General features: G+C 56.4%; 24 protein-coding genes and 1 tRNA gene. 9 read left to right on the plus strand and 16 right to left on the minus strand.

Features of this window, described 5'->3' with window-relative positions; genetic code table 11:
* Nucleotides 1–57 precede the first annotated feature (57 nt).
* Nucleotides 58–597 carry a peptide-methionine (S)-S-oxide reductase MsrA gene (gene msrA, locus KI610_RS02705; protein WP_226497159.1) on the plus strand — a complete coding sequence of 180 codons (540 nt, stop codon included), beginning with the start codon at nucleotides 58–60 and terminating at the stop codon, nucleotides 595–597.
* 12 nt (nucleotides 598–609) lie between these two features.
* Here the strand turns inward: msrA and KI610_RS02710 are convergent, their stop codons facing one another.
* Entirely contained in the window at nucleotides 610–792 is a 183-nt protein-coding gene (locus KI610_RS02710) for a hypothetical protein (protein ID WP_226497160.1), read from the minus strand.
* Nucleotides 793–928: 136 nt separating this feature from the next.
* Here KI610_RS02710 and KI610_RS02715 point away from each other — a divergent pair, with 136 nt between their 5' ends.
* Nucleotides 929–1,618 carry a transglycosylase SLT domain-containing protein gene (locus KI610_RS02715; RefSeq protein WP_226497161.1) on the plus strand — a complete coding sequence of 230 codons (690 nt, stop codon included), beginning with the start codon at nucleotides 929–931 and terminating at the stop codon, nucleotides 1,616–1,618.
* A gap of 7 nt (nucleotides 1,619–1,625) precedes the next feature.
* Here KI610_RS02715 and KI610_RS02720 read toward each other — a convergent pair whose 3' ends face one another.
* Nucleotides 1,626–2,462, minus strand: coding sequence for an alpha/beta fold hydrolase (locus KI610_RS02720; protein WP_226497162.1), 837 nt, complete (start codon nucleotides 2,460–2,462; stop codon nucleotides 1,626–1,628).
* Nucleotides 2,463–2,529: 67 nt separating this feature from the next.
* Between KI610_RS02720 and KI610_RS02725 the strand changes: the two genes are divergently transcribed.
* Nucleotides 2,530–3,474 (plus strand): MBL fold metallo-hydrolase, encoded by a 945-nt coding sequence (locus tag KI610_RS02725; protein WP_226497163.1) that lies wholly within the window; start codon nucleotides 2,530–2,532, stop codon nucleotides 3,472–3,474.
* A 134-nt stretch (nucleotides 3,475–3,608) separates the two neighbouring features.
* On the opposite strand, the gene KI610_RS20060 is transcribed toward KI610_RS02725, so the two are convergent.
* The 6 genes from KI610_RS20060 to miaB all read right to left on the minus strand — a co-directional run bounded on the left by KI610_RS20060 (nucleotide 3,609) and on the right by miaB (nucleotide 11,086).
* Nucleotides 3,609–5,831, minus strand: coding sequence for a methyl-accepting chemotaxis protein (locus tag KI610_RS20060; RefSeq protein WP_319004202.1), 2,223 nt, complete (start codon nucleotides 5,829–5,831; stop codon nucleotides 3,609–3,611).
* Nucleotides 5,832–6,020: 189 nt separating this feature from the next.
* Complete coding sequence (lnt, locus tag KI610_RS02735; RefSeq protein ID WP_226497164.1) at nucleotides 6,021–7,463, minus strand: apolipoprotein N-acyltransferase; 1,443 nt, start codon at nucleotides 7,461–7,463, stop codon at nucleotides 6,021–6,023.
* 10 nt (nucleotides 7,464–7,473) lie between these two features.
* Nucleotides 7,474–8,325, minus strand: coding sequence for an HlyC/CorC family transporter (locus KI610_RS02740; protein WP_226497165.1), 852 nt, complete (start codon nucleotides 8,323–8,325; stop codon nucleotides 7,474–7,476).
* Nucleotides 8,326–8,330: 5 nt separating this feature from the next.
* Nucleotides 8,331–8,780, minus strand: coding sequence for an rRNA maturation RNase YbeY (gene ybeY, locus KI610_RS02745; RefSeq protein WP_226497166.1), 450 nt, complete (start codon nucleotides 8,778–8,780; stop codon nucleotides 8,331–8,333).
* On the minus strand, nucleotides 8,752–9,768 hold the full coding sequence (locus tag KI610_RS02750; protein WP_226497167.1) for a PhoH family protein: 1,017 nt from the start codon (nucleotides 9,766–9,768) through the stop codon (nucleotides 8,752–8,754). The genes ybeY and KI610_RS02750 overlap by 29 nt, the downstream gene beginning before the upstream one ends.
* Complete coding sequence (gene miaB, locus KI610_RS02755; protein ID WP_226497168.1) at nucleotides 9,749–11,086, minus strand: tRNA (N6-isopentenyl adenosine(37)-C2)-methylthiotransferase MiaB; 1,338 nt, start codon at nucleotides 11,084–11,086, stop codon at nucleotides 9,749–9,751. Before miaB ends, KI610_RS02750 begins: the two co-directional genes overlap by 20 nt.
* A 130-nt stretch (nucleotides 11,087–11,216) precedes the next feature.
* Here miaB and KI610_RS02760 point away from each other — a divergent pair.
* Nucleotides 11,217–11,293, plus strand: a tRNA-Met gene (locus KI610_RS02760).
* Between the two features lie 145 nt (nucleotides 11,294–11,438).
* Nucleotides 11,439–12,719 carry a tyrosine-type recombinase/integrase gene (locus tag KI610_RS02765; protein WP_226497169.1) on the plus strand — a complete coding sequence of 427 codons (1,281 nt, stop codon included), beginning with the start codon at nucleotides 11,439–11,441 and terminating at the stop codon, nucleotides 12,717–12,719.
* 43 nt (nucleotides 12,720–12,762) lie between these two features.
* On the opposite strand, the gene KI610_RS02770 is transcribed toward KI610_RS02765, so the two are convergent.
* The 3 genes from KI610_RS02770 to KI610_RS02780 form a co-directional block, all read right to left on the minus strand.
* The gene (locus KI610_RS02770; RefSeq protein WP_226497170.1) at nucleotides 12,763–13,851 is read right to left on the minus strand and encodes a hypothetical protein; all 1,089 of its coding nucleotides are present in this window, start codon (nucleotides 13,849–13,851) and stop codon (nucleotides 12,763–12,765) included.
* A 14-nt stretch (nucleotides 13,852–13,865) separates the two neighbouring features.
* Entirely contained in the window at nucleotides 13,866–14,993 is a 1,128-nt protein-coding gene (locus tag KI610_RS02775) for a hypothetical protein (RefSeq protein WP_226497171.1), read from the minus strand.
* Between the two features lie 103 nt (nucleotides 14,994–15,096).
* A complete protein-coding gene (locus KI610_RS02780) occupies nucleotides 15,097–15,465 on the minus strand; it encodes a helix-turn-helix transcriptional regulator (RefSeq protein WP_226497172.1) in 369 nt (122 codons plus the stop codon).
* Between the two features lie 826 nt (nucleotides 15,466–16,291).
* Between KI610_RS02780 and KI610_RS02785 the strand changes: the two genes are divergently transcribed.
* The 3 genes from KI610_RS02785 to KI610_RS02795 all read left to right on the plus strand — a co-directional run bounded on the left by KI610_RS02785 (nucleotide 16,292) and on the right by KI610_RS02795 (nucleotide 19,607).
* Nucleotides 16,292–17,518 carry a DUF932 domain-containing protein gene (locus KI610_RS02785; RefSeq protein WP_226497173.1) on the plus strand — a complete coding sequence of 409 codons (1,227 nt, stop codon included), beginning with the start codon at nucleotides 16,292–16,294 and terminating at the stop codon, nucleotides 17,516–17,518.
* Nucleotides 17,519–17,605: 87 nt separating this feature from the next.
* Nucleotides 17,606–18,613: a YqaJ viral recombinase family nuclease gene (locus KI610_RS02790; RefSeq protein ID WP_226497174.1), complete on the plus strand. Its 1,008-nt coding sequence runs from the start codon at nucleotides 17,606–17,608 to the stop codon at nucleotides 18,611–18,613.
* Nucleotides 18,614–18,686: 73 nt separating this feature from the next.
* Entirely contained in the window at nucleotides 18,687–19,607 is a 921-nt protein-coding gene (locus KI610_RS02795; protein WP_226497175.1) for a recombination directionality factor, read from the plus strand.
* A gap of 5 nt (nucleotides 19,608–19,612) precedes the next feature.
* On the opposite strand, the gene KI610_RS02800 is transcribed toward KI610_RS02795, so the two are convergent.
* Nucleotides 19,613–19,783: a helix-turn-helix transcriptional regulator gene (locus KI610_RS02800; protein WP_404827458.1), complete on the minus strand. Its 171-nt coding sequence runs from the start codon at nucleotides 19,781–19,783 to the stop codon at nucleotides 19,613–19,615.
* A 368-nt stretch (nucleotides 19,784–20,151) separates the two neighbouring features.
* Here KI610_RS02800 and KI610_RS02805 point away from each other — a divergent pair, with 368 nt between their 5' ends.
* Nucleotides 20,152–20,991 carry a DUF6694 family lipoprotein gene (locus tag KI610_RS02805; RefSeq protein WP_226497177.1) on the plus strand — a complete coding sequence of 280 codons (840 nt, stop codon included), beginning with the start codon at nucleotides 20,152–20,154 and terminating at the stop codon, nucleotides 20,989–20,991.
* 212 nt (nucleotides 20,992–21,203) lie between these two features.
* On the opposite strand, the gene KI610_RS02810 is transcribed toward KI610_RS02805, so the two are convergent.
* The 4 genes from KI610_RS02810 to KI610_RS02825 form a co-directional block, all read right to left on the minus strand.
* On the minus strand, nucleotides 21,204–22,289 hold the full coding sequence (locus KI610_RS02810; protein WP_226497178.1) for a helix-turn-helix domain-containing protein: 1,086 nt from the start codon (nucleotides 22,287–22,289) through the stop codon (nucleotides 21,204–21,206).
* Complete coding sequence (locus tag KI610_RS02815) at nucleotides 22,286–22,885, minus strand: hypothetical protein (RefSeq protein WP_226497179.1); 600 nt, start codon at nucleotides 22,883–22,885, stop codon at nucleotides 22,286–22,288. The genes KI610_RS02810 and KI610_RS02815 overlap by 4 nt, the downstream gene beginning before the upstream one ends.
* A gap of 137 nt (nucleotides 22,886–23,022) precedes the next feature.
* Nucleotides 23,023–23,925, minus strand: coding sequence for a bacteriophage abortive infection AbiH family protein (locus tag KI610_RS02820; RefSeq protein WP_226497180.1), 903 nt, complete (start codon nucleotides 23,923–23,925; stop codon nucleotides 23,023–23,025).
* Complete coding sequence (locus tag KI610_RS02825; protein ID WP_226497181.1) at nucleotides 23,922–25,247, minus strand: HAD domain-containing protein; 1,326 nt, start codon at nucleotides 25,245–25,247, stop codon at nucleotides 23,922–23,924. Before KI610_RS02825 ends, KI610_RS02820 begins: the two co-directional genes overlap by 4 nt.
* Nucleotides 25,248–25,262 lie beyond the last annotated feature (15 nt).

The following is a 25,262-nucleotide window of genomic DNA, read 5'->3' on the forward strand; positions in this document are numbered from 1 at the left end:
TGCCATACTGTCTGCCACATCTCTGGATGAATAACAGGAACGATGATGGCGGAAACGATGACCACGCAAAAAACGACTCTGGCCGGTGGCTGCTTTTGGTGCCTCGAAGCGGCTTTCGAACAACTTGACGGCGTTGTCTCTGTTCTGCCCGGCTACATGGGCGGGCAGGATCCGCGGCCGAGCTACGAGGCGGTGTGCCGGGGCGACAGCGGCCACGCCGAAGTCGTGCAGATCGAGTTCGACCCGGCGAAGATCGACTTCGAGACGCTGCTGACGGCCTTCTTCACGATCCACGATCCGACCGCGCTGAATCGTCAGGGGCACGACGTCGGCACGCAATACCGCTCGGCCATCTTCTTCCACGATGTCGGCCAGCAGGCCGTGGCCGAGGCGATGATCGCCCGCCTCAATGGCGAGGGCATTTGGGGCGCGCCTATCGTCACCGAGGTGACGCCGGCCTCGACTTTCTTCGTTGCCGAGGAATATCACCACCAGTATTTTCGCCGCAATCCTTACCAGGGTTATTGCATGGCCGTGGTGGCGCCCAAGGCGCTCAAGTTGCGCCAGGTTTTCGCCGAGCGGATCAAGGCCGGCTAGGCGATTCCACGGTCAACCGGAAAAATTGGCCAAAATTGAAATGTCGTATTTCGGCCTGTTTTTGACTGGACGCCGAGGCAGCGTTTCAAGCGCTTTTGTTGCGGCGATGCAACACTGAATCCCCTGTGTGGCGAGTGATGGATTGACAATAACCATATAAATCAATACACTGGAATCAATGCTGCGGTGCAGCATCGGTTTCCGTGGCAATTCGCCTGTCTGGCTGCGGTATCCAGCGACCCCTCTCTTGGGCTCTGGCCGATGTCGTACCCCCTGTAACCGTTCGCTGTCGAGGAAGCTTCTTGGCAGTGGCAACAGTGAAGGAGGTCGCATGTTTACCTCAACAGTTTTTCCCTCATCGATGCTTCGCCTGTCGGCGCTCGCGTCTTCAATGTTTCAGAAGTTCCTGATGCTGGCCGGCGTGTTGTTCGTACTTGTCCTGGTCGGCGTCCAAAGTGGCAACCCCACCATGCTCGGCGGCTTGAAGTTCCTGCTGCCGGCCGGTGAAGAAGTGGCGCTGGACGACGAGCTGGCGGTCGAGGATATCGACCCCGCTACCGAGACCCTCAGTGCCCAAATGCGCGGTGCCATGGACTACGTCTCCCGGCGCTATCGCGTCGCACCGGATGCGCTGGAGCCCATTTTCGCCACGGCCCAGTCGGCCGGTCGGCAATTGCATCTCGATCCGCTGCTCATCATTGCCGTCATCGGTATCGAGTCGCGTTTCAATCCGTTCTCCGAAAGCGTCGTCGGCGCCAAGGGCCTCATGCAGGTGATGCCGCGTTTCCATCAGGACAAGTTGCCGGAAGACGCCGATCAGGCCGCCTTTCTCAATCCGGTGATCAATGTCCAGGTCGGCGCCAAGGTGCTCAAGGAGTCGATCCGCCGCAACGGCGGGCTGGAAAACGGCCTGCAGCAATTTGCCGGGGCGACCAGCGATCCGGAGCGGCGCTACGCCACCAAGGTGCTGGCCGAAAAGCTGCGCCTCGAACAGGCCGTCCAGAAGTTCCGGACGACCTGATCACGGCTTAGTCCGGCGGGTTGATGAAGTCCATCAACTCGCGGACGAAGCGCTCGCGCTGCCACTGGTGCGGCGAATGGTCGGTGCCTTCGTAGATGCGCAATACCGCGTTCGGAATATTGTCGGCGACGAAGTGCGCGGTCGACGAGTGGTAGAAATTGCTCTCGCCGCCATAGACGAGCAAGGTCGGTAGCGGGATGTTGGCCAGCACGTCGCGATAATCGGCGGCGGTCAGGCTCAGCCAGCAGTTGATCAGCGGTTCCGGGTTCTGGGCCTGCAGCGCGGCGCGCGAGCGTTGCCAGCCTGAGGCGTTCTGCAGGTACTTCTCCTCGGCCCGCTTGTTGAGGCCGTGCGCCGTCAATTTGAGCACGCCCTCGGCGAAGTCGTCGCGTAGCCAGTCGACCAGTTCATCGTTACGGTGAACCGGAAAATCGCCGTAAATTCCATGTTCCCAGTCGTCGGCCGTCAGCAGCTTGGGCGATTGGTCGATCAGGCACAGCTTGCCGAGGCCGTGCGTGCCGTGGTCGCGCAGGTATTGCCAGAGTGTCAGTGCGCCCATCGAGTGGCCGACGGCGGTGGCATCGTGCAGGCCGTAATGGTCGATCAGGTTGCGCAGATCGCGCGCCATGCGCTCGACCGTCGCCGAACCGGCATGGGCCAGCGTATGACCGCCGTGACCGCGGGCATCCCAGCGAAAGACGCGGTGCCTCGCATTCAGCTCGGCCATGAACGGGAACCATTCCTGCGCGCTGGAAGTCCAGCCATGGAGCAGGATCAGCGGCGAACCCTCGCCGGAAATTTTGACGTGAATCTTCTCGCCATCGTCGGCCACGAAATGCGTCATCGGCTCACTCTTCGAAATCGTCAGGCCGCCAGTATAATCGCCGCCATCAATACGCAGGAGTATGGAAATGTTCGACTGGAGAGACTACGGCAACGGCATCATCGCCTTCGACGCCGGCTACGTGCGCCCGATCCTGGCTGCCATCCACATGATCGTCGACGACGGCCGCGTCGCCTTCATCGACACCGGCAGCAACGACTCGCTGCCCAACGTGCTCGAAGCGCTGACCAAGGTCGGCCTGGGCCGCGAGGCCGTCGATTACGTCATCCTCACCCACATCCACCTCGACCACGCCGGCGGCGCCGGCTCGCTCATGCGCGAATTCCCCAATGCCAAGCTGGTTGTCCACCCGCGCGGCTCGCGCCACATGGCCGAGCCGTCCAAGCTCGTCGCCGGCGTCACCGCCGTCTATGGCAAGGAATACGTCGAGAACGTTTACGGCGACATCCTGCCCATCCAGGCCGACCGCATCATCGATGCCCACGAAGGCCTGACCATTCGGCTCGGTAGTCGTGAACTGCTCATGATCGACACTCCGGGCCACGCCAAACACCACATCTGCATCGTCGACGAGAAGGCCAAGGCCATCTTTACCGGTGACATGTTCGGCCTCTCGTACCGCGAATTCGACGTCGACGGCCGCCAGTTCATCCAGCCGACGACCAGCCCGACCCAGTTCGACCACGCCGAAATGCGTGCCTCGATCGACCGCCTGATGAGCTACAAGCCGCAAGCGATGTACCTGACCCACTACGCCCAGGTTGGCGACCTGCCGGCCCAGGTCGCCAACCTGCAGCGCCGCCTCGACGCCCACGTCGCCATCGCCGAAGCCCACGCCAAGGACGGCGAATCCCGCCATGCCGCGACCAAACAGGAGCTCACCGCCTACCTGCTGGCCGAGTTGCGCGCCCACGGCTGTATGCTGCCCGAAGAGACCATCCTCGACATTCTGGCGACTGATATCGAACTCAACGTGCAGGGACTGACCTGGTGGCTGGACCACCGCGGCTGATTTGCGGCTTGCCGGGCCTTAACCGAGGCTCGGCGCCGGCTGGCTGCGCAATGCCACGGTCAACCGGAAAAATCGCCGAAATTTGAAATTCTCGCCTCACGGCCAACCCGGAGGCGATCCCGCTCGAGGTGGTCTCAGACCACCGACCACTCGGCGTCTTCGCTCGACGGGGCGTGCAGTTCGGCCCTCGCCCTGGCGGTGCCGGGCGATCCGCGCGAGGGCAGGGCTTTGATGCCCGATCCGCTGCTCGGCGCACCGTGGCTGAGCTTGAAGGTCGAAACCTGCTGCTTCAGTTGTTGCGCCTGTTCTTCCAGCGATTCGGCAGCGGCGGCAGCTTCTTCGACCAAGGCGGCATTTTGCTGGGTGACTTCGTCCATCTGGGCGACCGCCTGGTTGACCTGTTCGATGCCGATGGTCTGTTCGACCGAGGCGGCGCTGATGCCAGCGACGAGGGTGGACAGGCGCGAGATGGCGGCCATGATTTCGGTCATGCTCTGGCCGGCTTTTTCGGCCTGCTTGGTGCCGTGTTCGACCTTGCCGGCTGAATCCCGGATCAGCCCGGAAATTTCCTTGGCGGCTTGCGCCGTACGATGCGACAGGGCGCGGACTTCGGTGGCGACGACGGCAAAGCCCTTGCCTTGCTCGCCGGCGCGGGCAGCTTCGACCGCGGCGTTGAGGGCGAGGATATTGGTCTGGAAGGCGATGCCTTCGATAACGCTGATGATGTCGCCGATTTTGCGCGAACTGTCGCGGATTTCGAGCATGGTGGCGGCCGAAGCGCTGACGATCTCGCCGCCGCGCTGGGCGATTTCGGCGGCCGACTGGCCGAGGCGGTTGGCCTGTTTGGCGCTGTCGGTGTTCTGCTGGGCCGTGGCGGTAAATTCTTCGATGCTCGCCGCCGTTTCTTCCAGGCTGGAGGCTTGTTCTTCGGTGCGCACTGAGAGGTCGCTGTTGCCGGCGGAAATCTCGTGGGCGGCGGTTGATATCGTATCGACAGCGCCGACGACGTTGCCGATCAGCCCCTGCAGGTTGTCCACCGTGGCGTTGAGGCCTTCGGCCGTTTCGCCAAACAGGCCGGGATAGTGCTTTTCGATCCGCCGCGTCAGGTCGCCTTCGGCCAGCGCTTGCGACACCGATGAAATGTCGGAAAGCGCCTGTTCGGCCGTGGCGCTCAGGCTGTTGAGCAGGTCGATCAGCGTCTTCGCATAGCCCTGCTTGCGCGTGGTGTCGATCTGCTGGGCAAAATCCCCCTGCGCTGCGGCATCGACGATGGCGCGCACTTCATCGACCACCTGCACCAGGGCACTCACCGTGGCATTGACGGCGCTGGCCGTCTGCCCGAAAGCCCCGGGGTAAACCGCGTCCACTTTTTGCGAAAGATCGCCGGCGGCCAGCGCCGAGGCGACGCGCGAAACGTCTTGCAGGCTGGTGTCGGTAACGACCATCAACTGGTTGAGGGCGGCGGCGATCTCCTGGCCGAAACCTTGTTTTCCGGCCAGGGGAATCCGTTTGCCGAGATTGCCCTTTTCCGCCGCATGGACCATTTGCCGGATTTCATCGACCAGGCCGCCCAGGCTGTCCTGCATCGACTTCATGGCTGCCAGCATGCTCGCCGAATCGCCCGGCTGAACGACGACCGTGCCACCCAGGTCGCCGCGGGCGATGCGGTTGGCCACGTCGACGGCTTCGGACGGCTCGCCGCCGATCCGCCGATTCAGCGACGCGGCCAGCGATTTCATGCCGAGCACGACCAGCGCACAGCCCAGAATGCCGGCGATGATCGCCAGAATGCTGCTGTTCCGGCTGGTCTCCAGCAGTTGCTGCATGGACGTTTCGGCAAACTGGCCGGCCACGCTGACGGTCTCCTCAACGCCAGCCCGGTGGGCTTCGTAGTATTGGCGCATCTGCTTGAGCGACGCGTCCATTGCCGCCTGCTCCTGCGCGGCCACCGCCGGCATGAAGTTCTTGTCGAGTTCGGCCCAGAACAGGTCGGCCTGGCGGCGCTGTTCGCCGAGCAACTTCCCTCTTACGCCGGCGTCGAGATCGCTCTCGCTCCAGAATTTGTTGCGAAGGTCGTAATCTTTCTTCAACTGAGCAATTTTTTCGATCAGTTTCGGACGCTGCTCAACCGTCGCGCTGGCGATGTCGTAGGCGACCAGCTGGGCTTCGATGACATAAAGCGGCGGCGGCAGGATGTCGGCGACGACGTCCTTGCCCTGTCCCATCAAGGAGGCGGCTGAGGACACCTTTTGCAAGGCGGCAATGCCGACGCCGCCGATGATCAGCAGCACCACGAAGACCATCAAGGATATGAAGCGCAGAAATTTGCCCAACGGCAGATTTTCAAGGAATTGCATGCTCATTCAGCCTGGGTGAAGGGGTGGGAAGAAAGCAGTAAATCGCCAGCGAGCGGGAGTTCTGCGCCCAATTATAGAGTGAATCTTTTCGCTCAATGTTTGCGCAATGGCCCGCGAATTACACCGATTCCACGGTCAACCGGAAAAAAACGGCCAATTTTGAAATTTTTGCCGCGCTGTCCGGCGCGATCAGGCGGTGCGCCGGCGCTTTCCGGTCAGGCCGAGGAGGGCCAAGGCCGCCATCAGCCCGAGCGCCAGCCCGTTTCCGAAGCGGGCAAAGGGCGTCATGCCCTCGTAGGCGCGGACGTTGCCGTGCAGCACGCCGGTCGTGAAGGCGGGCAGGGTGGCGGTGAGGCGTCCCTGAGCGTCGATGATCGCGGTCATCCCGGTATTGGTGGCGCGCAGCATCGGCCGGCCGGTTTCGGCGGCGCGCATCCGGGAAATTTGCAAATGCTGCGGCTGAGCGAGCGAATGGCCGAACCACGCGGTGTTCGACAGGTTGGCCAGGATGCCGGCCTGCGGCAGGGCGCGGATGATCTCTTCGCCGAAGACGTCTTCGTAGCAGATGTTGGCCGCCACGTGCTGGCCGGCGACGGCGAGCGGTGTCTGGACTTCCGGCCCGCGCGTGAAGGACGACATGGGGATGTTGGCATAGGCCATGAACCACGCGAAGCCGGCCGGGATGAATTCGCCGAAGGGGACCAGATGGTTCTTGCTGTAAACCTGCAGCGGCGAGGTGCCGACGCTGACGGCGCTGTTGTAATAGCCGCGGTCGTCGCCGGTCAGCGTGCCGAAGATGATGTCGCCGTTCTGGCGTTTGGCCAGCGCCTTGAGTTCGTCGAGGTATTCGCCGGGAATCTGGTCGATGAAGACCGGGATGGCCGTTTCCGGCAGTACGGTCAGTTGCGCCGGGTTCTGCGTGATCAGTTCGCGGTACAGGTCGAGCGTGCGAAAGAAGGCTTCCGGCCGGAATTTCATTTCCTGCGGCACGTTGCCCTGGACCAGCGCGACGCTGATCGGCTCGCCAACTGGTGTCGTCCACGCCACCTGCTGCAGGCCGAAACCGATCATGGCGAGCAGCGCCGCAAACGGCGCGCCGACCCGCCAGCGGACGAGCAGCGCGCCGCTCAGCGCGACGAGCAGCGACAGGCCATGCACGCCGAGCAGCGGCGCGAAGCCGGCCAGCGGGCTGGGTGCGGCTTGCGAGTAGCCGACAGTGAGCCAAGGGAAACCCGTGAATATCCAGCCTTTGAGCCAGTCTGCCGCCGCAATCAGCGCGGCGAAGAGCAGGGCTTGCCGCCAGAATGCCGCCGGTTGCCAGCGTTTGAAGACGTAGCCGGCGACCATCGGAAACAGCGCCATCACGGTGCAGAACAGGAAGGCAGCCGGCCCGGCCAGCCACCACGGCATGCCGCCAAAGACCGAGAGGCTGACGAAGACCCAGGAAACGCCGGTCAGGAAAAAGCCCATGCCGAAAGCCAGGCCGGTGAGCAGGCCCTGACGCGGGCTGTCAGCCTCGCGCAGCAGCACGAACAGGCCAAGCCAGACGAGCGGCGCCAGCCAGAACAACCCGAAGGGCGCGAAGCAGCCGACGCCGACGACGCCGATGGTCGTGGCGATCAGGTAGCGCATTGCCCTGTTTTTAGCCAGCAGCGTTTTCAGCACCGGCTTGGGGGGGTGCGGGCGGGGTGACGAGCAGGGTGTACAGCCGGCGGCTGTCGGCGCGCAGAACCTGGAAGCGGATGCCGTCGATGTCCATCACCTCGTTGCGCTTGGGCACGCAACCCAGGTGGTGCAGGACGAGGCCGCCGACGGTGTCGAATTCCTCGTTGGAGAAGGCAGTCTTGAAGGCTTCGTTGAAGTCCTCGACTTCGGTGTGCGCCTTGACGCGGTAGCGGCCGGAGGCGTCGAGGCGGATATTGTCGTGCGCTTCGTCGAAGTCGTATTCGTCCTCGATGTCGCCAACGATCTGTTCGAGCACGTCTTCAATGGTGACCAAGCCGGCGACGCCGCCGTATTCGTTAACGACGATGGCCATGTGGTTGCGCGAGACGCGGAATTCGCGGAGCAGCACATTGAGGCGCTTCGATTCCGGGATGAAGGCGGCCGGGCGCAGCCAGTCGCGCAAATTGAATTCCGGTTCGATCTGCAGGCGCAACAAATCCTTGGCAAGCAGCACGCCAAGCACCTTGTCGCGGTCGCCATCGACCACCGGGAAGCGCGAATGGGCGGTTTCGATGACGATGGGGATGATCTCGTTGAGCGGGTCGTCGATGTCGATGACGTCCATCTGGGCGCGTGGCACCATGACGTCGGTAACGCGGGTGTCGGCGGCGGCCAGCGCGCCTTCGATGATGGTCAGCGCGTCGGCGTCCATCAGTTTGCGCTCGTGGGCGCTGTGCAGAATTTCCAGTAGCTGCTCGCGGTCTTCAGGTTCGCGCAGCAGCAGGGAAGTCAGTCGTTCAATGAAACTCGGTTTACTGTCACTGTCCATGATGTTTAAACCGCATACGGGTCTGGATAACCCAGCGCGGCGAGAATCTCCCTTTCTTCGTCTTCCATGGCCTGGGCATCATCGTCGTTTTCGTGATCCCAACCCTGTAAATGCAGCATACCATGCACCGTCAGGTGGGCGTAATGCGCGGTCAGCGGCTTGTTCTGCTCGGCCGCCTCACGCGCCACGACACTCGGGCAGATGACCAGATCGCCCGTCACCAGCGGTTCCGTGTCATACGGAAAGGACAGCACGTTGGTTGCGTAATCCTTGCCTCGGTACTCGTTGTTCAAGGTCCGGCCTTCGTCGGCGTCGACCAGACGGATCGTCACTTCGCCGCCGCCAACCAGCCCGGCACGCGCCCATTTGACGAAATCCGCCCGCAAGGGTAAGCCCTCACGGTTACAGGCATATTGCACCGACAGGTTAAGGCGTTTGCTTGGTGTTGGATTCATAGGCTTCGACGATGCGCGCGACTAGCGGATGGCGCACGACGTCTTCCTTCTTGAAATGGGTGAAAGCCAGGCCACGCACGCCCTTGAGGATGCTGATGGCTTCGTTGAGGCCGCTCTTGTGGCCCTTGGGCAGGTCGATCTGGGTGATGTCGCCAGTGACTACGGCCTTGGCGCCGATGCCGATGCGGGTCAGGAACATCTTCATCTGCTCGGGCGTCGTGTTCTGCGCCTCGTCGAGGATGATGAAAGCGTGGTTGAGCGTGCGGCCGCGCATGAAGGCGAGCGGCGCGATCTCGATGGCGCGCTTTTCGTAGAGCTTGCTGACGCGGTCGGCGCCCATCAGGTCGTAGAGCGCGTCGTAGAGCGGGCGCAGATACGGGTCGATCTTCTGCGTCAGGTCGCCGGGCAGGAAGCCGAGGCGTTCGCCGGCTTCGACCGCCGGCCGGGTCAGGATGATGCGTTCGACCAGATCGCGCTCGAAGGCATCGACGGCGGAAGCGACGGCAAGATAGGTCTTGCCCGTGCCGGCCGGGCCGATGCCGAAGGTGATGTCGTGTTCCTGGATGTGCTTGAGGTACTCGACCTGGCGCGGCGTGCGGCCGTGCAGTTCGGTCTTGCGGGTGATCAGTTGCGGACCGTCGACCGGGCCTTCGGCGCGGCGCGAAATGCGGCGCACCGGCGCATTGAGCAGTTCGATCAGGCCGAGCTGGATTTCGTCGACGGTCAGCGCCTGGCGCGCCATGCCGTAGAAATGCTGGAGCGCTTCCACGGTCAACCGGGATTTTTCGCCAAAAACGGAAAAGCGTTCATTGCGCCGACGGATGACGACATCGAAGGCCGTTTCGATCTGCCGGATGTTCTCGTCGAGCGGGCCGCACAGGTTGGCAAGCAGGACGTTTTCGACCGGCGCCAGGGCGATTTCCACCGGCTTGGTCTTGGGAGCAGGCTTGGCCCGCGCCGCCGGCTTATCAGTCTTCGCGGATGACAATTTCGCCTCTCAGCGTGTGCGACAGCGACGAGGTGATGCGGACATCGACGAAGGTGTTGATCAGCCGCGGATTGCCAGCGAAATTGACGATGCGGTTGTTGTCGGTACGCCCGGCCAGTTCATGCACGTCCTTCTTCGACGTGCCTTCGACCAGCACGCGCTGGATGCTGCCGACCATCGTCTGGCTGATCGCCTGCGCCTGTTCGTCGATACGCTTCTGCAAACGCAACAGGCGGGCCGATTTGACCTCGGCCGGTGTCGAATCATCGAGTTCCAGCGCCGGGGTGCCCGGACGCGGGCTGTAAACAAACGAGAACGAGCTGTCAAAACCGACCTCGTCGATCAGCTTCATCGTCCTCTCGAAATCCTCGTCCGTCTCGCCGGGGAAGCCGACGATGAAGTCAGAGGACAGCGAAATGTCCGGCCGTGCCGCGCGCAGTTTGCGGATGATCGACTTGTATTCGAGCGTCGTGTAGCCGCGCTTCATGGCCGCCAGCACACGGTCAGAACCGGCCTGAACGGGCAGATGCAGGTGCGACACGAGTTTCGGCACGGTGGCGTAGGTGTCGAACAGGCGCTGCGTCATTTCGCGCGGATGCGAGGTCGTGTAACGAATGCGCTCGATGCCCGGCACTTCGGCGATGTACTCGATCAACAGCGCCAGATCGGCCTTCTCGTCGGTCTCGGCCATGTCACCGCGATAGGCGTTCACATTCTGGCCAAGCAACGTCACTTCGCCGACGCCATTGGCAGCCAGTCCGGCCACTTCGGTCAGCACATCTTCAAACGGCCGGGAAACCTCGCCGCCGCGCGTGTAAGGCACAATGCAGAAGGTGCAGAACTTCGAGCAGCCTTCCATGATCGAGACGAACGCCGAGGCGCCCTTCACTTCAGCCGGCGGCATCGAATCGAACTTCTCGATTTCCGGGAAGGAAATATCGACCGCCGCCTTGCCCTTGGCCTTCCGCTCAGCCATCAACTGCGGCAAACGGTGCAAGGTCTGCGGCCCGAAGACGATATCGACGTAAGGTGCCCGCGCCACAATTGCATCGCCCTCCTGGCTGGCAACGCAACCGCCAACGCCGATCACCAGGTTCGGATTCAGCTTCTTCAGGTGACGAACCCGGCCGAGGTCGTGGAAAACCTTCTCCTGCGCCTTCTCGCGCACCGAACAGGTGTTGAACAGGATGATGTCGGCTTCTTCAACGTTGTCGGTCCTGACAATCGGCTCGGAGGCATTGAGCACGTCGGCCATCTTGTCCGAATCGTACTCATTCATCTGGCACCCGAAGGTGCGGATGAATAATTTCTTGGGCATGGGTAACACTTCACAAATCAGTGGGTGCCGCTTAGGTCGTCGCGCAGCACAAAAGTTCGCCATTATAACCGACCGGAAATTTGGTTGACCCGCCAACCCCCGGCAAACTATAATCCGCGCCCTCAAGCGTGGTGATGTAGCTCAGTTGGTTAGAGCGGTGGATTCATAACCCACAGGTCGGCAGTTCAATTCTGCCCATCACCACCAAAAATATCTCCAAAGTAGTCCGATAGAGGCCGGAAACCCAAGTAAATACAAGGGTTCCGGCCTTTTTCATGTCCGATACTCTCCAAAGGCATCCATTGTGATCCGGGTAAAAAACGGGTAAAAACACGGGTAATAGATTCTGTTCGTGATTTTTGTTACCCGTTTTTTCTCGGAGATCGTTGTGGCACAAGTAAAGTCAAGATTGACGGCTGTCGAGGTTCGGCAGGCAAAACCAGCCGAAACGGGTAAAGCGCGTATTTTTCCCGACGGTGGCGGGCTACGGCTTGTCGTCAAACCCAACGGTAGCAAATACTGGCAGTTCCGCTTTACACTGGACGGCAAGGAATCATCGGTACAACTCGGTAGTTATCCCGATGTGGATCTGGCGACAGCGCGAGATCTTGCCAACGAAGAGCGTCGGCGAGTGAAATCCGGTGCCGATCCAGTCTTGGAGCGAAAGCTCGATAAGCTTGGAAAGGCAGCCGAAGCCGCCATTACCTTCAAGGCCGTTGCAGAGGAACTGCTTTCTATCAAAAAGCGGAACGGCATTTCAGCTAGCTATTACAACAAAATCGAAGGCGCGCTGAAGGCCAATCTCTATACCTGTCTCGGTGACGTACCGATCGGACGGATTGAGCCGGCGCTACTCAAGAATGAACTGAAACCCATCGAAGCTCGCGGTAGCCTCGATATGCTGCGCTTTATCTTGCAGATAGCGGGCGAAGTCTTCGATTTGGCCAAAGCTGATGGACGATTCAAAGGCGATAACCCAGCCCAAGCGCTGCGTAAGAACGTCTTCGCCAAACACAAGAAAGGCCAAATGAAGGCCTTGCCTTGGAATGAGATGCCTGGGTTTCTCCATCGTCTGGATGGGTTCCATGGTGAATTTGCAACTGCCTGTTGCATCCGCCTCATCCTCTGGACGGCAACGCGCCCTGGTGAGGCTAGGGATGCACGCTGGTCAGAGTTTGACTTGAATAAGGCATGCTGGACCATTCCCGCAGAACGCATGAAGCTTCGCCAGGAGCATCGCATTCCCTTGCCTCTGCAAGCTGTCACCATGCTCAAGGAACTCAAGCTGCTAACTGCTAGCAAGGAGTATCTGTTCCCCAGTAAGCGAGGCTCGAAAGCAACGACTATCAGCGACATAGCTATCCTCAAGGCTATTCGGAGAACTGTTGGGCATGAGATTGTCGATGCGCATGGATTCAGGGCTGTGTTTCGCACTCATGCCGGAGAGTCTTTGCTTTGGAATGAAGCTGTACTTGAAGCTGCACTCGCACATGGGAAGAAGAACGCAGTAGTCGGTGCCTATGATCGTGCAACGCACTATGAAGAGCGCAAGAAGCTGATGCAGTGGTATGCCGATGAGCAGGACCGCCTTAAGAAGGGCATCGGCGGTATTCCTGCTTCAAAGGTTGCCTGATCTAACGGCAAGGCGAAAGAACGAGAAAATTCCCTTGAATAGCTTACGCGGCCATCAGTATTATCAGCGGTTTGCCACGACGAAGCAGTTTGTGTAAATCGCCGGTTTTAAGCTTGGCGAACTGATCTGGTTTCAGCAAATAACGGACGACACGAGTCCGGAAGTTTTCCCTGCGAGCATGATCATTGATGTTGATCGGGCCTATCCCACATACGCCCCATCTCTCGAATTCATGAATTTTGTCGTTCACGTTCCAATAGTCACCGGTGTTTTTGGTAATGGTTCCGCTCCAGTATGCCCCGACTCGGCGTCCAATCGTGATGTGATTAGGTAAGTCAGGCTTTGATCCGTCGTACACGAGTATCAGGTGGATATGAATCCGACCCAAGAGCCCGAGTTCAATTTTCGCCATAAAGCAGAGTTTGTGACGGAAAATTTTGTTGCATCGATAGTATTCAACCAGACGACTCAGATCTTCGCAGGCCCGCTCAAGCGTAATCGAGTCTGCCAACGTTGGGAGATAGAAGAGTTCGAGCCTTGATACGACAATATCATCCGTGACTTGGAAGACAGAATCCATGTATTCAACAAAGTTATCGGAAATCCTGGCTAGATCTCGAATCCTAGTGCTTCGTTTGGCAGCGTATCCGCACGTACGGTAGATTTCCTTGCATTCACGGCACAATTCGTTGAAGACCACTGCATTTGGTAGGTTATTGAACTCCAAGCACGGTAGCACTGGCGCCTTGTAAACGCCCCAATCAAAGGTTTTTCCGATAATGCCGAGTTTTGAACAGGCTTGGCGAAATGTGTCGATGTATTCGCTGTACAGGTATTTGTCAGAGAGAGTGCCGATCATGGCGATCGACTGAGCTACGGACCTGAAATGCTTCTGTGCCAGTGTCGATTGATGGTAGCCCTTCTCAAAGTTTTCACTCATCTTGGGTATAAAAGGCACCTCTTTGCTTGCCAGTGCATCCGCAACGAAGGATTCGAGCTTGCTCAGTGCTCTGGCGTACTGCCTTTGCAGGTTGCGACGCTCTTTCAAGCGAGGATCATTAAATAGCGTGTCCGATAGGTTTGAATAAACCGTTCTGGAAAAATTCTCGTCATCCAGCAAGTATCTGCTCATTTTAGCCTCCGGATTTATAGCAACGGCAAGGCCGTAAGGTGCGTGGTTGGAATGTGACTCGCTTGATGCTGCACGCCTGCAACACACCCATTCAAGCCCTGAATACTAGTTTCCGTATTCATCGAAGATGCCAGTTTTATAGTGCCGAAATGCTCCATTTCAGGTGGCGTATCCAGCCGGAAGTGCAGCTCGCGGTGGAGCATCAATGCGATGCTGTCCAGCAGCTGGCTCTTTACGTAGATCAGCAGCCCGGTACTGCCCCAGGTTCTGGGCTGATCTTGCATTGCCAAAAGCGGAAAAGTATGCCCTCTGGATTTTGCTGATTGTGACCAAAGCTTTTGAAGTTCCTGTACAACCTGGTCTCGTGCCGAGGAGGGATGCATGCCATCGATAAGGAAGACAAAATGGAAACGCCATCCAGTCTCAGAGAGGTGCTCGCGAAACCACAGGCCAGCCACCGCAGATGGTAATCCCCCGTCGTAGAGAGCTTCTAGGAAGCGCTGAAAACGCTTGTTCGCCTCCTTCAACGGAAGCTCGGGCCATTCTCGTTCAAAGGTCAGTTCGACGCGTTCGCAGCGCAACTGGCTTCGTCCGTCCATCGAGCGCTCAATGAGGCGCATGGCCTTGGCATTTGCCTGTTTAATTCGTCGTTTCTGGGCGTTAAGCCGATCCTTGAAAACGGTATTTTTCTTGCGTTCGTAGACTCGCTGACCAAAAGCATTCGCGAGTTCGGCTTCGCGATAGCCATCAATACCAACGACGGCCATGGGATTGCCAGAGAACATCGCTCGGTGGATGTTCAGCTCAACGGCTACCTCGTGCAGTAAGTCAGACACCTCGCCGAATCGATAGGCAAGAGGAGGATTTGGTTTGGGAGCTGCAATCAAGTGGTAAAAACGATGCCCGGCCGCATGCTCCTTGGAAATCCAGGTCCGAGAGCGATCTCGGTCCAGTTGGAAGGCCACGCCATTGCTTGCGTCCAGGCTCTCGATGTATTGCTGCTCGCGAATGATGTTTTCCAAGAGGCCGTGCGTCGCAAAGTCACGGCTGACGTCGTGCTCGATATGTCCGTGTCGGTTGAATTGATAGGTTGTCGTGCTTGCTATAGCGCTGACCACATCTCGGGTGCTGTATTTTTTCATGGTATTCGAATAGTTAATCAGGTTGGTAGGTGACCAACCTGGTTGTGTTTGTTCATCGATGTTGTTGATTCAAAAGGTTGTTATTATTTTTGTTTCAGAAACACTATATAGTCGGCTTCTGTGTCGTAGCACCAGAAGTCTCCTTGTTCCGAATCGTTTTTTCGCTAACCACCGGCATTCCGAGTGTTTTTGATTGTGGTGGGATTTCGAACTTATCCCGGTTGTCATGCGGATTGCGAGAAGACGAGGATTCGCTCGGCGTGAGGCTTTTCTGTGCCCGTAACTCCAGCCAGGCCTCAATAGAACTTATGCGCCACGCCTTGGCTCCACGCGGCGAGCTAGAGAGCGCGATGGGGCGTGGAAAATCGGGGTCGTAGTACAGCGATTTTGGGTTCATCTTGTCGTACAGCGTCGACTCGCCGTAATTGAGCATCTTGCTGAGTTCGCGCATGCGGATGAGTAAAGTGTTCATGATTTTTCCATCGAATTTAGCCGCAGGTTTGTCACTGCGTGCCGAGGTCGCAAAAATTAGAATACGCATCGCGAACATCGACAGCCCAAGGCTCTAGACGAGCATGAGCAGCACGATGAAAAGCGCGAGTGCGAAACTAAGAATAAAAAACGTTATTTGCGCCGATCAGGTAGGCCCAAAGGGCTTACGACCAGACCAAGGACAGAGCCTTGATTGTGCGAGGCGGGATTTTGCGACCCATTATTTGCCGTTGCAGGCTTGATGTTGTCCCGGCTTCTTTTGCCAGCACTTGTAATACCTCGCCGACAAATCTATCAGGGGATTTTGTAGCTTGCAAGCGATTTTTTGCTTCCTTCGTCTCGTTTCCTACTGAATCAGTTCGGCTATCTTCCTGCTGGGGCAGTGGTAAGCAGTGCACTCTTATATATGCAATGACTCACTACTGAGGATGCCCGTCAGTTTTCCAGATTCTTGGCGAGTGCCTTGTAAGCCAGATGGATTGGCCCTACTGGAGCAAGTCCGTATAGGTCAATCAGCGGAAAAATCCGCGGTTTTGCGCGGTTTCCTCCTCGCTTTCTGGATTCCAAAATATTTGAATTACATATCACCAGATGGAGTGCGCAATGGCTTCGCCGATTGCGAAATATTTCATCAATCATCTGGAGATTAGGTATGAACACTCGTTGTCTGCATTGCAATTCGAGACGTGTGGTGACCCGTGACGCTGCTAAGCATGCAGGCAGTGTCGTAGGTGGTGCTGCTGGCGCTGCTAGTGGATGGGCTAGTGCTCTTTCTGGCGCAGAGGCAGGCGTAATCGTTGGCCTGATTGCCGGATTTCCTGGAACCGTCATTGGTGGTCTTGCTGGCGCTGTCGTCGGCAGCATGGTCGGTTGTGTTACTGGCAGCCTGGCTGGTGCTCGTTTGGGCGCGATCATCGATCGGCGTGTTCTGCGCAATTATCGGTGTCTCGACTGTAGCCATACATTTAGCTTCACCGTTTTTTAGTCAGTTTTTCCTGTTTTTGACTGCCCGCTGTTTGTTCTCAGCAGCTTTGTCACGTCCACTTTTCCTGAAAGGAAATCCCATGGCACACCTCGTTTCTCAAATGGCCTACGTCGGCGCCGAACCCTGGCATGGTCTCGGCAATCATCTTCCTGCAAAACAATCCATCGAAGTCTGGCAGCGTGAGGCAGGCATGGACTGGCAGATCAAGGAAAGCCCAGTCCGCTTCATGGCTGACAGCATCGGCAGTCTGGGCAGCATTCATTCCTTCGAAGATCAGAAAGTGCTCTATCGGTCTGACACCAAGGAAGCGCTGTCGGTCGTTTCTCAGCGGTATCAAGTAGTGCAGCCCCGCGAGGTGCTGGAGTTCTACCGTGATCTCACCGACGTTTCCGGCTACGAGCTGGAAACGGCCGGTGTACTTAAAGGGGGCAAGAAATTCTGGGCCTTGGCCAAGACCGGTCAATCGACAGCGCTCAAGGGCAACGATCAAGTCAATGGCTATTTGTTGTTGGCCACCTCTTGTGACGGTAGTTTGGCAACCACTGCTACCCCGACCACCATCCGCGTCGTCTGCAACAACACCCTGACCATTGCGGTCAACGGTGCCACGCAAGCGATCAAGGTGCCACACAGCACTCGTTTCGATCCGCAAGCGGTCAAGCAGCAACTCGGCATCTGTGTTTCCCAATTCGATGGCTTTATGTATCGCATGCGCACCCTGGCCGAACGCAAGGTGAAATCACACGAGGCCATGAATTACTTTCTTCGTGTGCTTTGCGATGTCCAACCAGGCAATGTCGAATCGGCTGGCTTGGCCAACGAACGAGCCTTGAAACGCGTCCAGGCGCTCTATGACGGACAAGGCAAAGGAGCTGAGCTAGATGCAGCCAAGTGCAGCGCGTGGGGGTTACTCAACGCCGTGACGGAATATGTGGATCACGAACGCCGTGCCCGCAGCACGGAGTACCGCATGGATTCCGCGTGGTTTGGGCAAGGCGCTGTTATCAAACAGCGAGCCCTCGATACCGCTCTGCAACTCGTCTCCTGAATCACTGTTTCACCCTTTTATCCCCAGCAAATGCCCAGTTCAGCTTATGGCTGACTGGGTATTTTGCATTTCAGGAAGGAAATCAACATGCAATCTCAAGCCGTACCCAATGCCAGTCCGATCAAGAATCGTCCGGCACTCAAGCTGGTCAATACCAAGGAACTTCCCCGTGAAGACTGGCTAGCCGTTCGCAAGCAAGGGATAGGTAGTTCTGACGCAGCGTCAGCCTGCGGGCTTAATCCCTATCAGTCGCCACTCGAATTGTGGCTCATTAAAACGGGCCGTGATGGTGGATTGCCCAAGGCCGATCCGCACGATGAGGAAAGCCCAATGTATTGGGGGAACATCTTGGAGCCCATCGTTGCAGCCCACTATACCAAGCGCACCGGCAATCGGGTACGGCGCATCAATGCCGTGTTGCAGCACCCTGATCCGGCTCTGCCGTGGATGCTGGCCAATATCGACCGAGAAGTCACGGGCGCACCAGATGTCCAGATCCTAGAATGCAAAACCGCCGGTATCAATGGCGTTCGTCTCTGGAAGGATGGCGTCCCTGAGTATGTCCAGTTGCAGGTCCATCACCAGTTGGCAGTCACAGGCAAACAAGCTGCTGATGTAGCAGTGTTGTTGGGTGGACAGCATCTGGAAATCCATCGTATTGAACGTGACGAATCCCTGATTGCTCGCCTGATCGAACTGGAGCGGCAGTTCTGGCACTTCGTTGAAACCGATACGCCACCACCGGCCGATGGCTCCGACTCGGCTGATACCGCATTGCGCTGCCTATATCCCGAAGACAAAGGCCAAACCTTGGACTTCAAGGATGAACGGAACCTGTCGGCCTGCTTTGCCGACCTGGTAGCCGTACGTCAGTCGATTGCCGAGCAGGAAAAGCTTGAAGCCCAGCTCAAGCAGACCTTGCAGCAAGTCATGGGGGATGCCAGTCGGGCTGATTTCGACACCGGCAGCGTTACCTGGAAGAAGTCCAAAGACATCGTGGTTATGGATATGACGCGACTGCTCAAGGACCTACCCGATCTGCAACAGCGCTACGCCGCTACGAAACCAGGCAGTCGGCGCTTTCTCATCGTTTGATTCAAATCACCGAATGCTCACGCCGACCTTGGTCAGCGTAAGCAATCGGTGATTTTTACAGGAGCCACAAATTATGTTGAAGGGTCTTGCTATCACTCCGCCAATCCTAGGTCGGATTTCCATCGGGAAGGTCGTCGAAAAAGCTGGCAAGCGTCTGCCGGAAAAGGACGACCAATTCACCATCACTAGCCAGGTGCAAAACAAGGATGGCTGGCTGGTCCATCCTCACGATGAAGGCCTGCGCAAGGAGCAGGGCGGAAAAATACGCAGCATTCCGATCCGGCTGCTGTTCAACGATCCGGTTCTGAATTTCCGGGCTGAGTACAGCTTGTTCGACCGTAATACGGGCAGGCCTTTGTGCGTTGGCAACGGAGAAACCTCCAAACGTCAGTCCGAGGATGGCATCAAGTCGCTACCCTGTCCGTCCCCGGATGGCTGTTCGTTGGCGAAAAATGGTGGTTGCAAACCCTATGGCCGCTTGAACGTTGCGCTGGCTGACGACGATCCACTGGGAAGTTTCGTGTTCCGGACGACAGGGTTCAACAGCATCCGTACGCTGGCGGCGCGCTTGCAGTACTTTCAGGCCATTTCGGGTGATCGGCTGTCCTGCTTGCCGCTGGAACTGAGGTTGCGCGGCAAATCGACGCGGCAGAGCCATGGCACGCCGATCTACTACGTGGACATCACCGTGCGCAGTGGCCTGTCTGTCGAGGAAGCACTGGGGGAGGCAAAACGGCTGGACGAGGCCAGACAGATGGCTGGTTTCAACCAGGCGGCTCTGGATGACGTAGCCCGACAAGGTCTAGGCAACGGTGCTTTCGAGGACAGCGAGGAAGATAGCGGCGCGGTCGTCGAGGAATTCTTTTCCGAAGTCCAGGAGAGCGCTACGGCAGAACGATCACTGACTTCCCGTCAGGCCGATTCAAGGACGCCAGCCACAAGCTTGAACCAGAAGCTCGAAGCCAAAGCACTTGCCTTGGTCGAACAGGCGTAACGAGATCAGAGCCCCGCTTCAATGAACAGATCGGACGGCTTGCATTGAACTGCCTTTGCGATCCGCAAAATGTTCAGGAACGTGACGTTACGTTCGCCCCGTTCGATCTTCCCCATATGCGAACGATCAATCTCGGCATAGTCGGCTAAGGCCTCTTGAGAAAGGGCGAGCGCCATACGCCGTGCGCGTATGACCACGCCTAATTTTACGAGGTCTTGGTTCGAATCGAGTTTTGCTGAAACCCTTGCCATGCCAAGAATCGTGACGTTATGATGCTTTCACGACCACGGCATTTACGACCCATTTATTAGGGAATAACGTGTGTTGAACCAATCACCATTAGAAACCCTGGCTTCGTATGCCATTGCATTTGTTGCTGGTGCTTGCTCGGTAGTATTTGTATCCGCTTACGGGCGGTGGATGAAACAGCAAGGCCAATTATCAGCTTGATTTCAACGTAGATCCTGAAATGGCAACGTGCCGAGGCAAGTTAAGCCTTTCTGGCATTGAAGCACGAAGGGAGCTCAATTTTATGGAGCAGGAAATGAAGAAGGTCTTTATCACTCTCGCCATTGCTGTCTCATTGACTGGCTGTGGTGATCCGAAAATAGACGGTTCAGATAAACAGTCATTTGAGAAGTCTGTGCAAGCAATACTGGAAAGTTTGCCGAAAGAGAAGCGAGATGGCTTCAGGGCTGACCTCGGGATTGCAAACCTACTGGCAATGAAAGGGTTGAGTACTGGCGATAGCGTTGCAGAAATCAATATGCAGGTTCTCAAAAGCCTGGATGGAAAGTCTGCCACCGAAATACATCAGATAGCGAATGCGGAGCGAAAGGTAAAGAATGATCGTGCCATCGCTGACATGAACGACCAGCTAGTGAGCAGGCAGAAGCTTCTGGATGATGCCGTTGCTCAGGATTTGGAATTCAAAAAGGTATCTGTTGGTCGTGAGAGCTACCAAGTAATTGGTGTCTCAAAGCCGGAGGATCGGCAGAAATATTTTGACCACAAGATCAAAATTACGGTGACAAATAACTCGGGCTGCAACATTGAGAGTGGTCAGTTGCAGCTGACGTTTGAGCGCTCACCTGAGAATGCCAATGCTGTTGATAGTCAGCGGGTCAGCTTTGAAACTGACGCCCCTATTGGTCTAGGAAAGTCGAGTGCTGTTGAGTCAGTTATCGGACGATTTGAAGATCCAAGCCCAACTTACTTCGGCAAATTGGTCGCTGTTGCACCATTGCATTATCACTGTACGGAGGTCAACGGCCAGTCTGCTGGTCTTTCACCGTTGACTGAAGAAACGAAGACGTCCTATACAGACGGTGTTGAGTCAGCAAAAAAGCAGTTGGACGAATTGAAGAGCATGAAGTTTGAATGATCCACTGTTGTAGCTCATGTTTTGTTAAGCGATCACTAATGAAATGCATGAAGAGGCTTTGAGCCTCTTCATGCATTGTGGGTCGTATTTTTTCTTGATGATTTTTTTGGCAACAAGTGGCAGCGAGACAGTCGAAGCTTCCTTCTATCGCTCCTATAGCAGCTATTGAGGAGCTGAGCCAATCGATTTAGACATTACCGTATGAGCTTCTATCAGAAGAGATTTACAACGCTGGCATGGCTATTTTGAGTTTCATTTCCAAGTAAATTATCTAGCAACCGTGGCTGAACGCCCATCTTGCGAGCCACAGCGGAAAGTGGGACGCCAAGTTGTTCATTCATCACCTGCAGGCCATCGGATACAACCTCTGGCGTTTCGAGCGGCATCATTGAGTCTTCGTCCTCTGTTACCGCCTCTCCATGGCGATTCAGAGTGATGTAGCCCGCTCGAACTTGATCATCACTAAAAATCCCCAATTGCCGACCTCGGTAAAGTAGTGCTGCCTTTGAAACGCCCCAGCGCAACTTCAGTTCACTCAGTCCATCCCAGTTCAATCGTGAACGGCGCAATGCCAGATGACTCTCTGCCAGAAAAGAGGCACGAGGAAGGAGAAAGGCGCTTGCAAAGCGATTGGCCTGGGTTTCTGTCAGTCGGTCACCCGTCAGGACGCCGCAATGAAGTGCAAAATGGCCAAGTTCATGAGCAATACCAAAACGCGCACGGCATGCTGATCTCCCCGCACCATTTAGGGCGATTACAGGACGACGAGTCGCGAACGAGACTGCGTCCACTTCATTAGCCAGGCCATTTACGCGCATCACTACTGCACCTGCATTTTCAGCGACTCGCGTAACGTTGCTGATCGGCCCCATGCCTAATCCCCAATTTACTCGGCAGCGTTCTGCTCCTCGTTCAATCGCCTCTTCAGAGGATGGGTCAGCCTCAGCAATGCTGTGCTCTGGAAGATTCAGATATTCATCTAGGACACACACAAGGCGCTTCAGCATTTCGCCACGCGCACGAGCATATTGGCGTAGTGCAACTTTCGTTGTCAGCTGCTTTCGGAAGTGACATTGTTCTTCCGTGAGGGGCATCGGGTCCACGTTCCGCAGGAACTCAGGCAAGACTCCTAGTGATTCGACCAAGGCTTGCTCAAACGCAGCAGAGACAGGCTCTGCTCCTGTCTCTACGCGACTTAAGTATTGCTTCGACTTGCCCAGCAAATCGCCCAACTCGTTGAGCGAATAACCGTTAAAGAGACGGGCAAGTCGAATATTTGATCCGAGGATCGGAGTCATGCTCCAGCAGATGCTGCTGCATCATCATCCTGGTCACGCCGCTTCGGCGTAATAACCGGCTTTTGAATCTCGACCGGCGCTGGCATGGTTTTCTTGGCATCACCAAGCTTGCGCAGAATACCGCCCGAACGCCAGCGGCAGGCTTCCTGTCCAGAGGCAGAGAATCCCAGAAGCAGGACGTGTGGCTCTTCAATTTCGCCAAAACCTTGGTCGATGACGAAAACGAATCGCGCAGCCTCGCCTGGGGCTGCTTCTTCAATCAGGCTCATTTGGAAGGGATGAACTTCCAATACAGCACGCTTTTTCGGTGCATCCGCATTGTCGTTACTGAAGCGACAGGGGATTCCGTTTACAGAGAAGACAATATCCAGGCCATTGTTTTCAACGCGAAGCCACGAATGGCGACGAGACACATATTCGTTGCTGATCCGCTGTTTCTGGCGGCCAAAGCGAGTCGTGCCAATGGTGTACGGTGTGTCCGTATCACGCACGAGATCATCTTCTGTCGCATACCACTCTTCAAGGAACCAGCTGGCGACAAGGGTCAAGTATTCCTCTTTGAGGGCCGAAGGCAGGTTAGATCTAGAACGTTGCATTGTGCAATCTCCGAAAAACGTCAACGTATTATGTGCATTTTTTATATTTCGTCAACAAGGAAAAAATATTTAAATTGTTTTTGGAGCTACGTGCCTTGATTGTTTCGCCCGTCAACCTCGACTGAAGGTGATGTGCTCTAGATCTCAGACCAAAATATAGTGGTGATTTTGGTCTCATTCACCCCTAAATCCTGAAGGAGTGAGATTCTTTCTTCCAAGTCATCTTCTGGGAGAACAGCCAATTGCCATTGAGCGTCGGTAAGTTTTCCTCCTGCGAGAAGTGCAGCGAAGTACGGTGCGTCGACTGGCATAAGTGAGTGCCCAAGTACTGACACAATTTGAATCTCTGCCTGCTGCTCAAAAAACGAACGGTAGTCTTGAATCAACCGTGTCGAAGGCTTAAATGTGTTTGCGAAATACTCATCGAGGATATCGTGCGCTTCCATTAGCCGAGTATCTATGTCTTCAATGTCGTTTCTATCGTTAAGAGATCGTCGTTCCATGGGGTTCCAGGCATGCCCCAAGATGAGATCACTGTCATGGATGTCAGATCTCCCATGTATGTGCAGAATGCGATCGTCAGCGACTCCGTAAAGGATCTGGAGAGTAGAGGTGTAGTTGAAAGATAAGAAGTTGGCTGCTGAATTGATCGTTTTCAGGCACTGAGGTGCTGTCATCGGCGTTGGGATGGAGAGTTGTCGTATCCACGCGGCAAATTGTTTCCGGAGCTCACTCGAAAGCATTTGGACAGTGCGTTCGACCTCATACTGGAAATCATTGTGACCCGAGTCGCTCCAATCATCCGCTCCATAGGAGGACATGAAATGCCCCAGATCATCAATGATGCGGTCTACGTCGATTCCTGCAAGCGAAGACTCTAGATCACTCCAATCCTTCCCGGCTGGTAGGTAGTCTTCAACCGTATGGAGCAAATCTCGGTCGTGTTCTTCTAAATATGATTTGAATTCCCTGTATCTAGAGGGAATCCCGTGCCACAGATCGAAGCCGTTGCCGATAATGTATAAGTGGCGATTTTTCACAGTGACCTTCGGTTTTTTCGAAGATATTGCCGGAGTTCATCAGCATCCCAGTCGGTTAGTCCGGTACGAATGGAAACGTCGAGTACATGCCGATTGCCAAATCCGCCGCTAGAACCATCTATCACCACGCTGCGTATCCCTGGATTGGCTTTTTCCCAGCTTTCAATTTCTTTAGCGCGGTTCCCGTAAGGATCTGAAGGGTCAAGAATCGGTGTCACTCCAACATGCCGCCCTCCTAGTGGAGTGAGCAATTGTGCTATTTCATACGCCGAGTGATCGTGACGAATTTCAGAAGTGACGACAATGTCGCAAAGCGTATCTCGAAGTGCGTCGGCTATGCAGCGTAGCCGATCTATAAAGCCGCGCTCTTTAGGCTGTAGCGCGCTATCTAGATCAAGGAATAGTACAAATCCATTTAGCGGTAAGTTTGGCGAAGGATGGCCTTCTCGCAAGGCGACAATAGCAGTTTCACGACGTACAGCCTCTTCGGCATCCAACAGCCGCTGCTTGGCCTCTTCCTCAGCTTCACTCTTTTGTCTCTCCGCTGCCTGCTCTGCTTCCCACTTTATAGTGGCTGCACGTGCCGCAGCTTGGACCTTTCGGAATTCGGCAGCACGTTCCGCAGCTAACTTGGCTTCTGCTGCTTGAATCTTGGCCGCAAGTTCCTGTTTTTCCGCGAACTGCGCCGCTGTTTCGACCTCTCTCCGCTTACGTTCATCCCGCCATGCCTGTACCTCCTGCGCACGTCTTGCGGCATCTGCTGATCGTTTTGCTTCAGCATCGCGCCGAGCCTTTCGAATTGGCTCCTTGTCTTGGTAATCGGCTTCAGCAATTGACTCTGCTCGCGGACTGAAGGCCCATTGTTTCCCGTTGCTCTGGTTCAGCACCAGCTCTCGCAGCTCATCCCATGACGTCGCAGTTCGTGGCACCAGAATTTCTATGGCCGCGGTCTGCCGTGTTCGGATTCGATTCAGTTTCTTTGCGTCAATTCTGTGGGTTACGGCGACCTCAATGTACAAGCGCCGATCACCCTTGATCCCGATTAAGTCTGGGCGTAAATCACCTTCCCATTGCTCAACCAATACCTGGTCAAACTCTGCCATTTGCGGAGATTCGGGTACCGTTGCCAGGCCCGCACCAAAGCGTTCGATCCAGCTGCGATAGTTGCTTACTAAGGTTGTGTATCGATAAGGCGGTGCAACAAACCCTTCTGATTCCCATTTTAATTCTGACTGACAATCATCGGGGTATCGAATGACGTCGCAAGTGGGAAGTAGCAGGCGCTTCTCCTGTTCGATGATTGTTTTAACTGCGAGATGCAACGCAGACTCAAGCGC

Source organism: Ferribacterium limneticum (assembly GCF_020510565.1).
GTDB lineage: Bacteria > Pseudomonadota > Gammaproteobacteria > Burkholderiales > Rhodocyclaceae > Azonexus > Azonexus limneticus_B.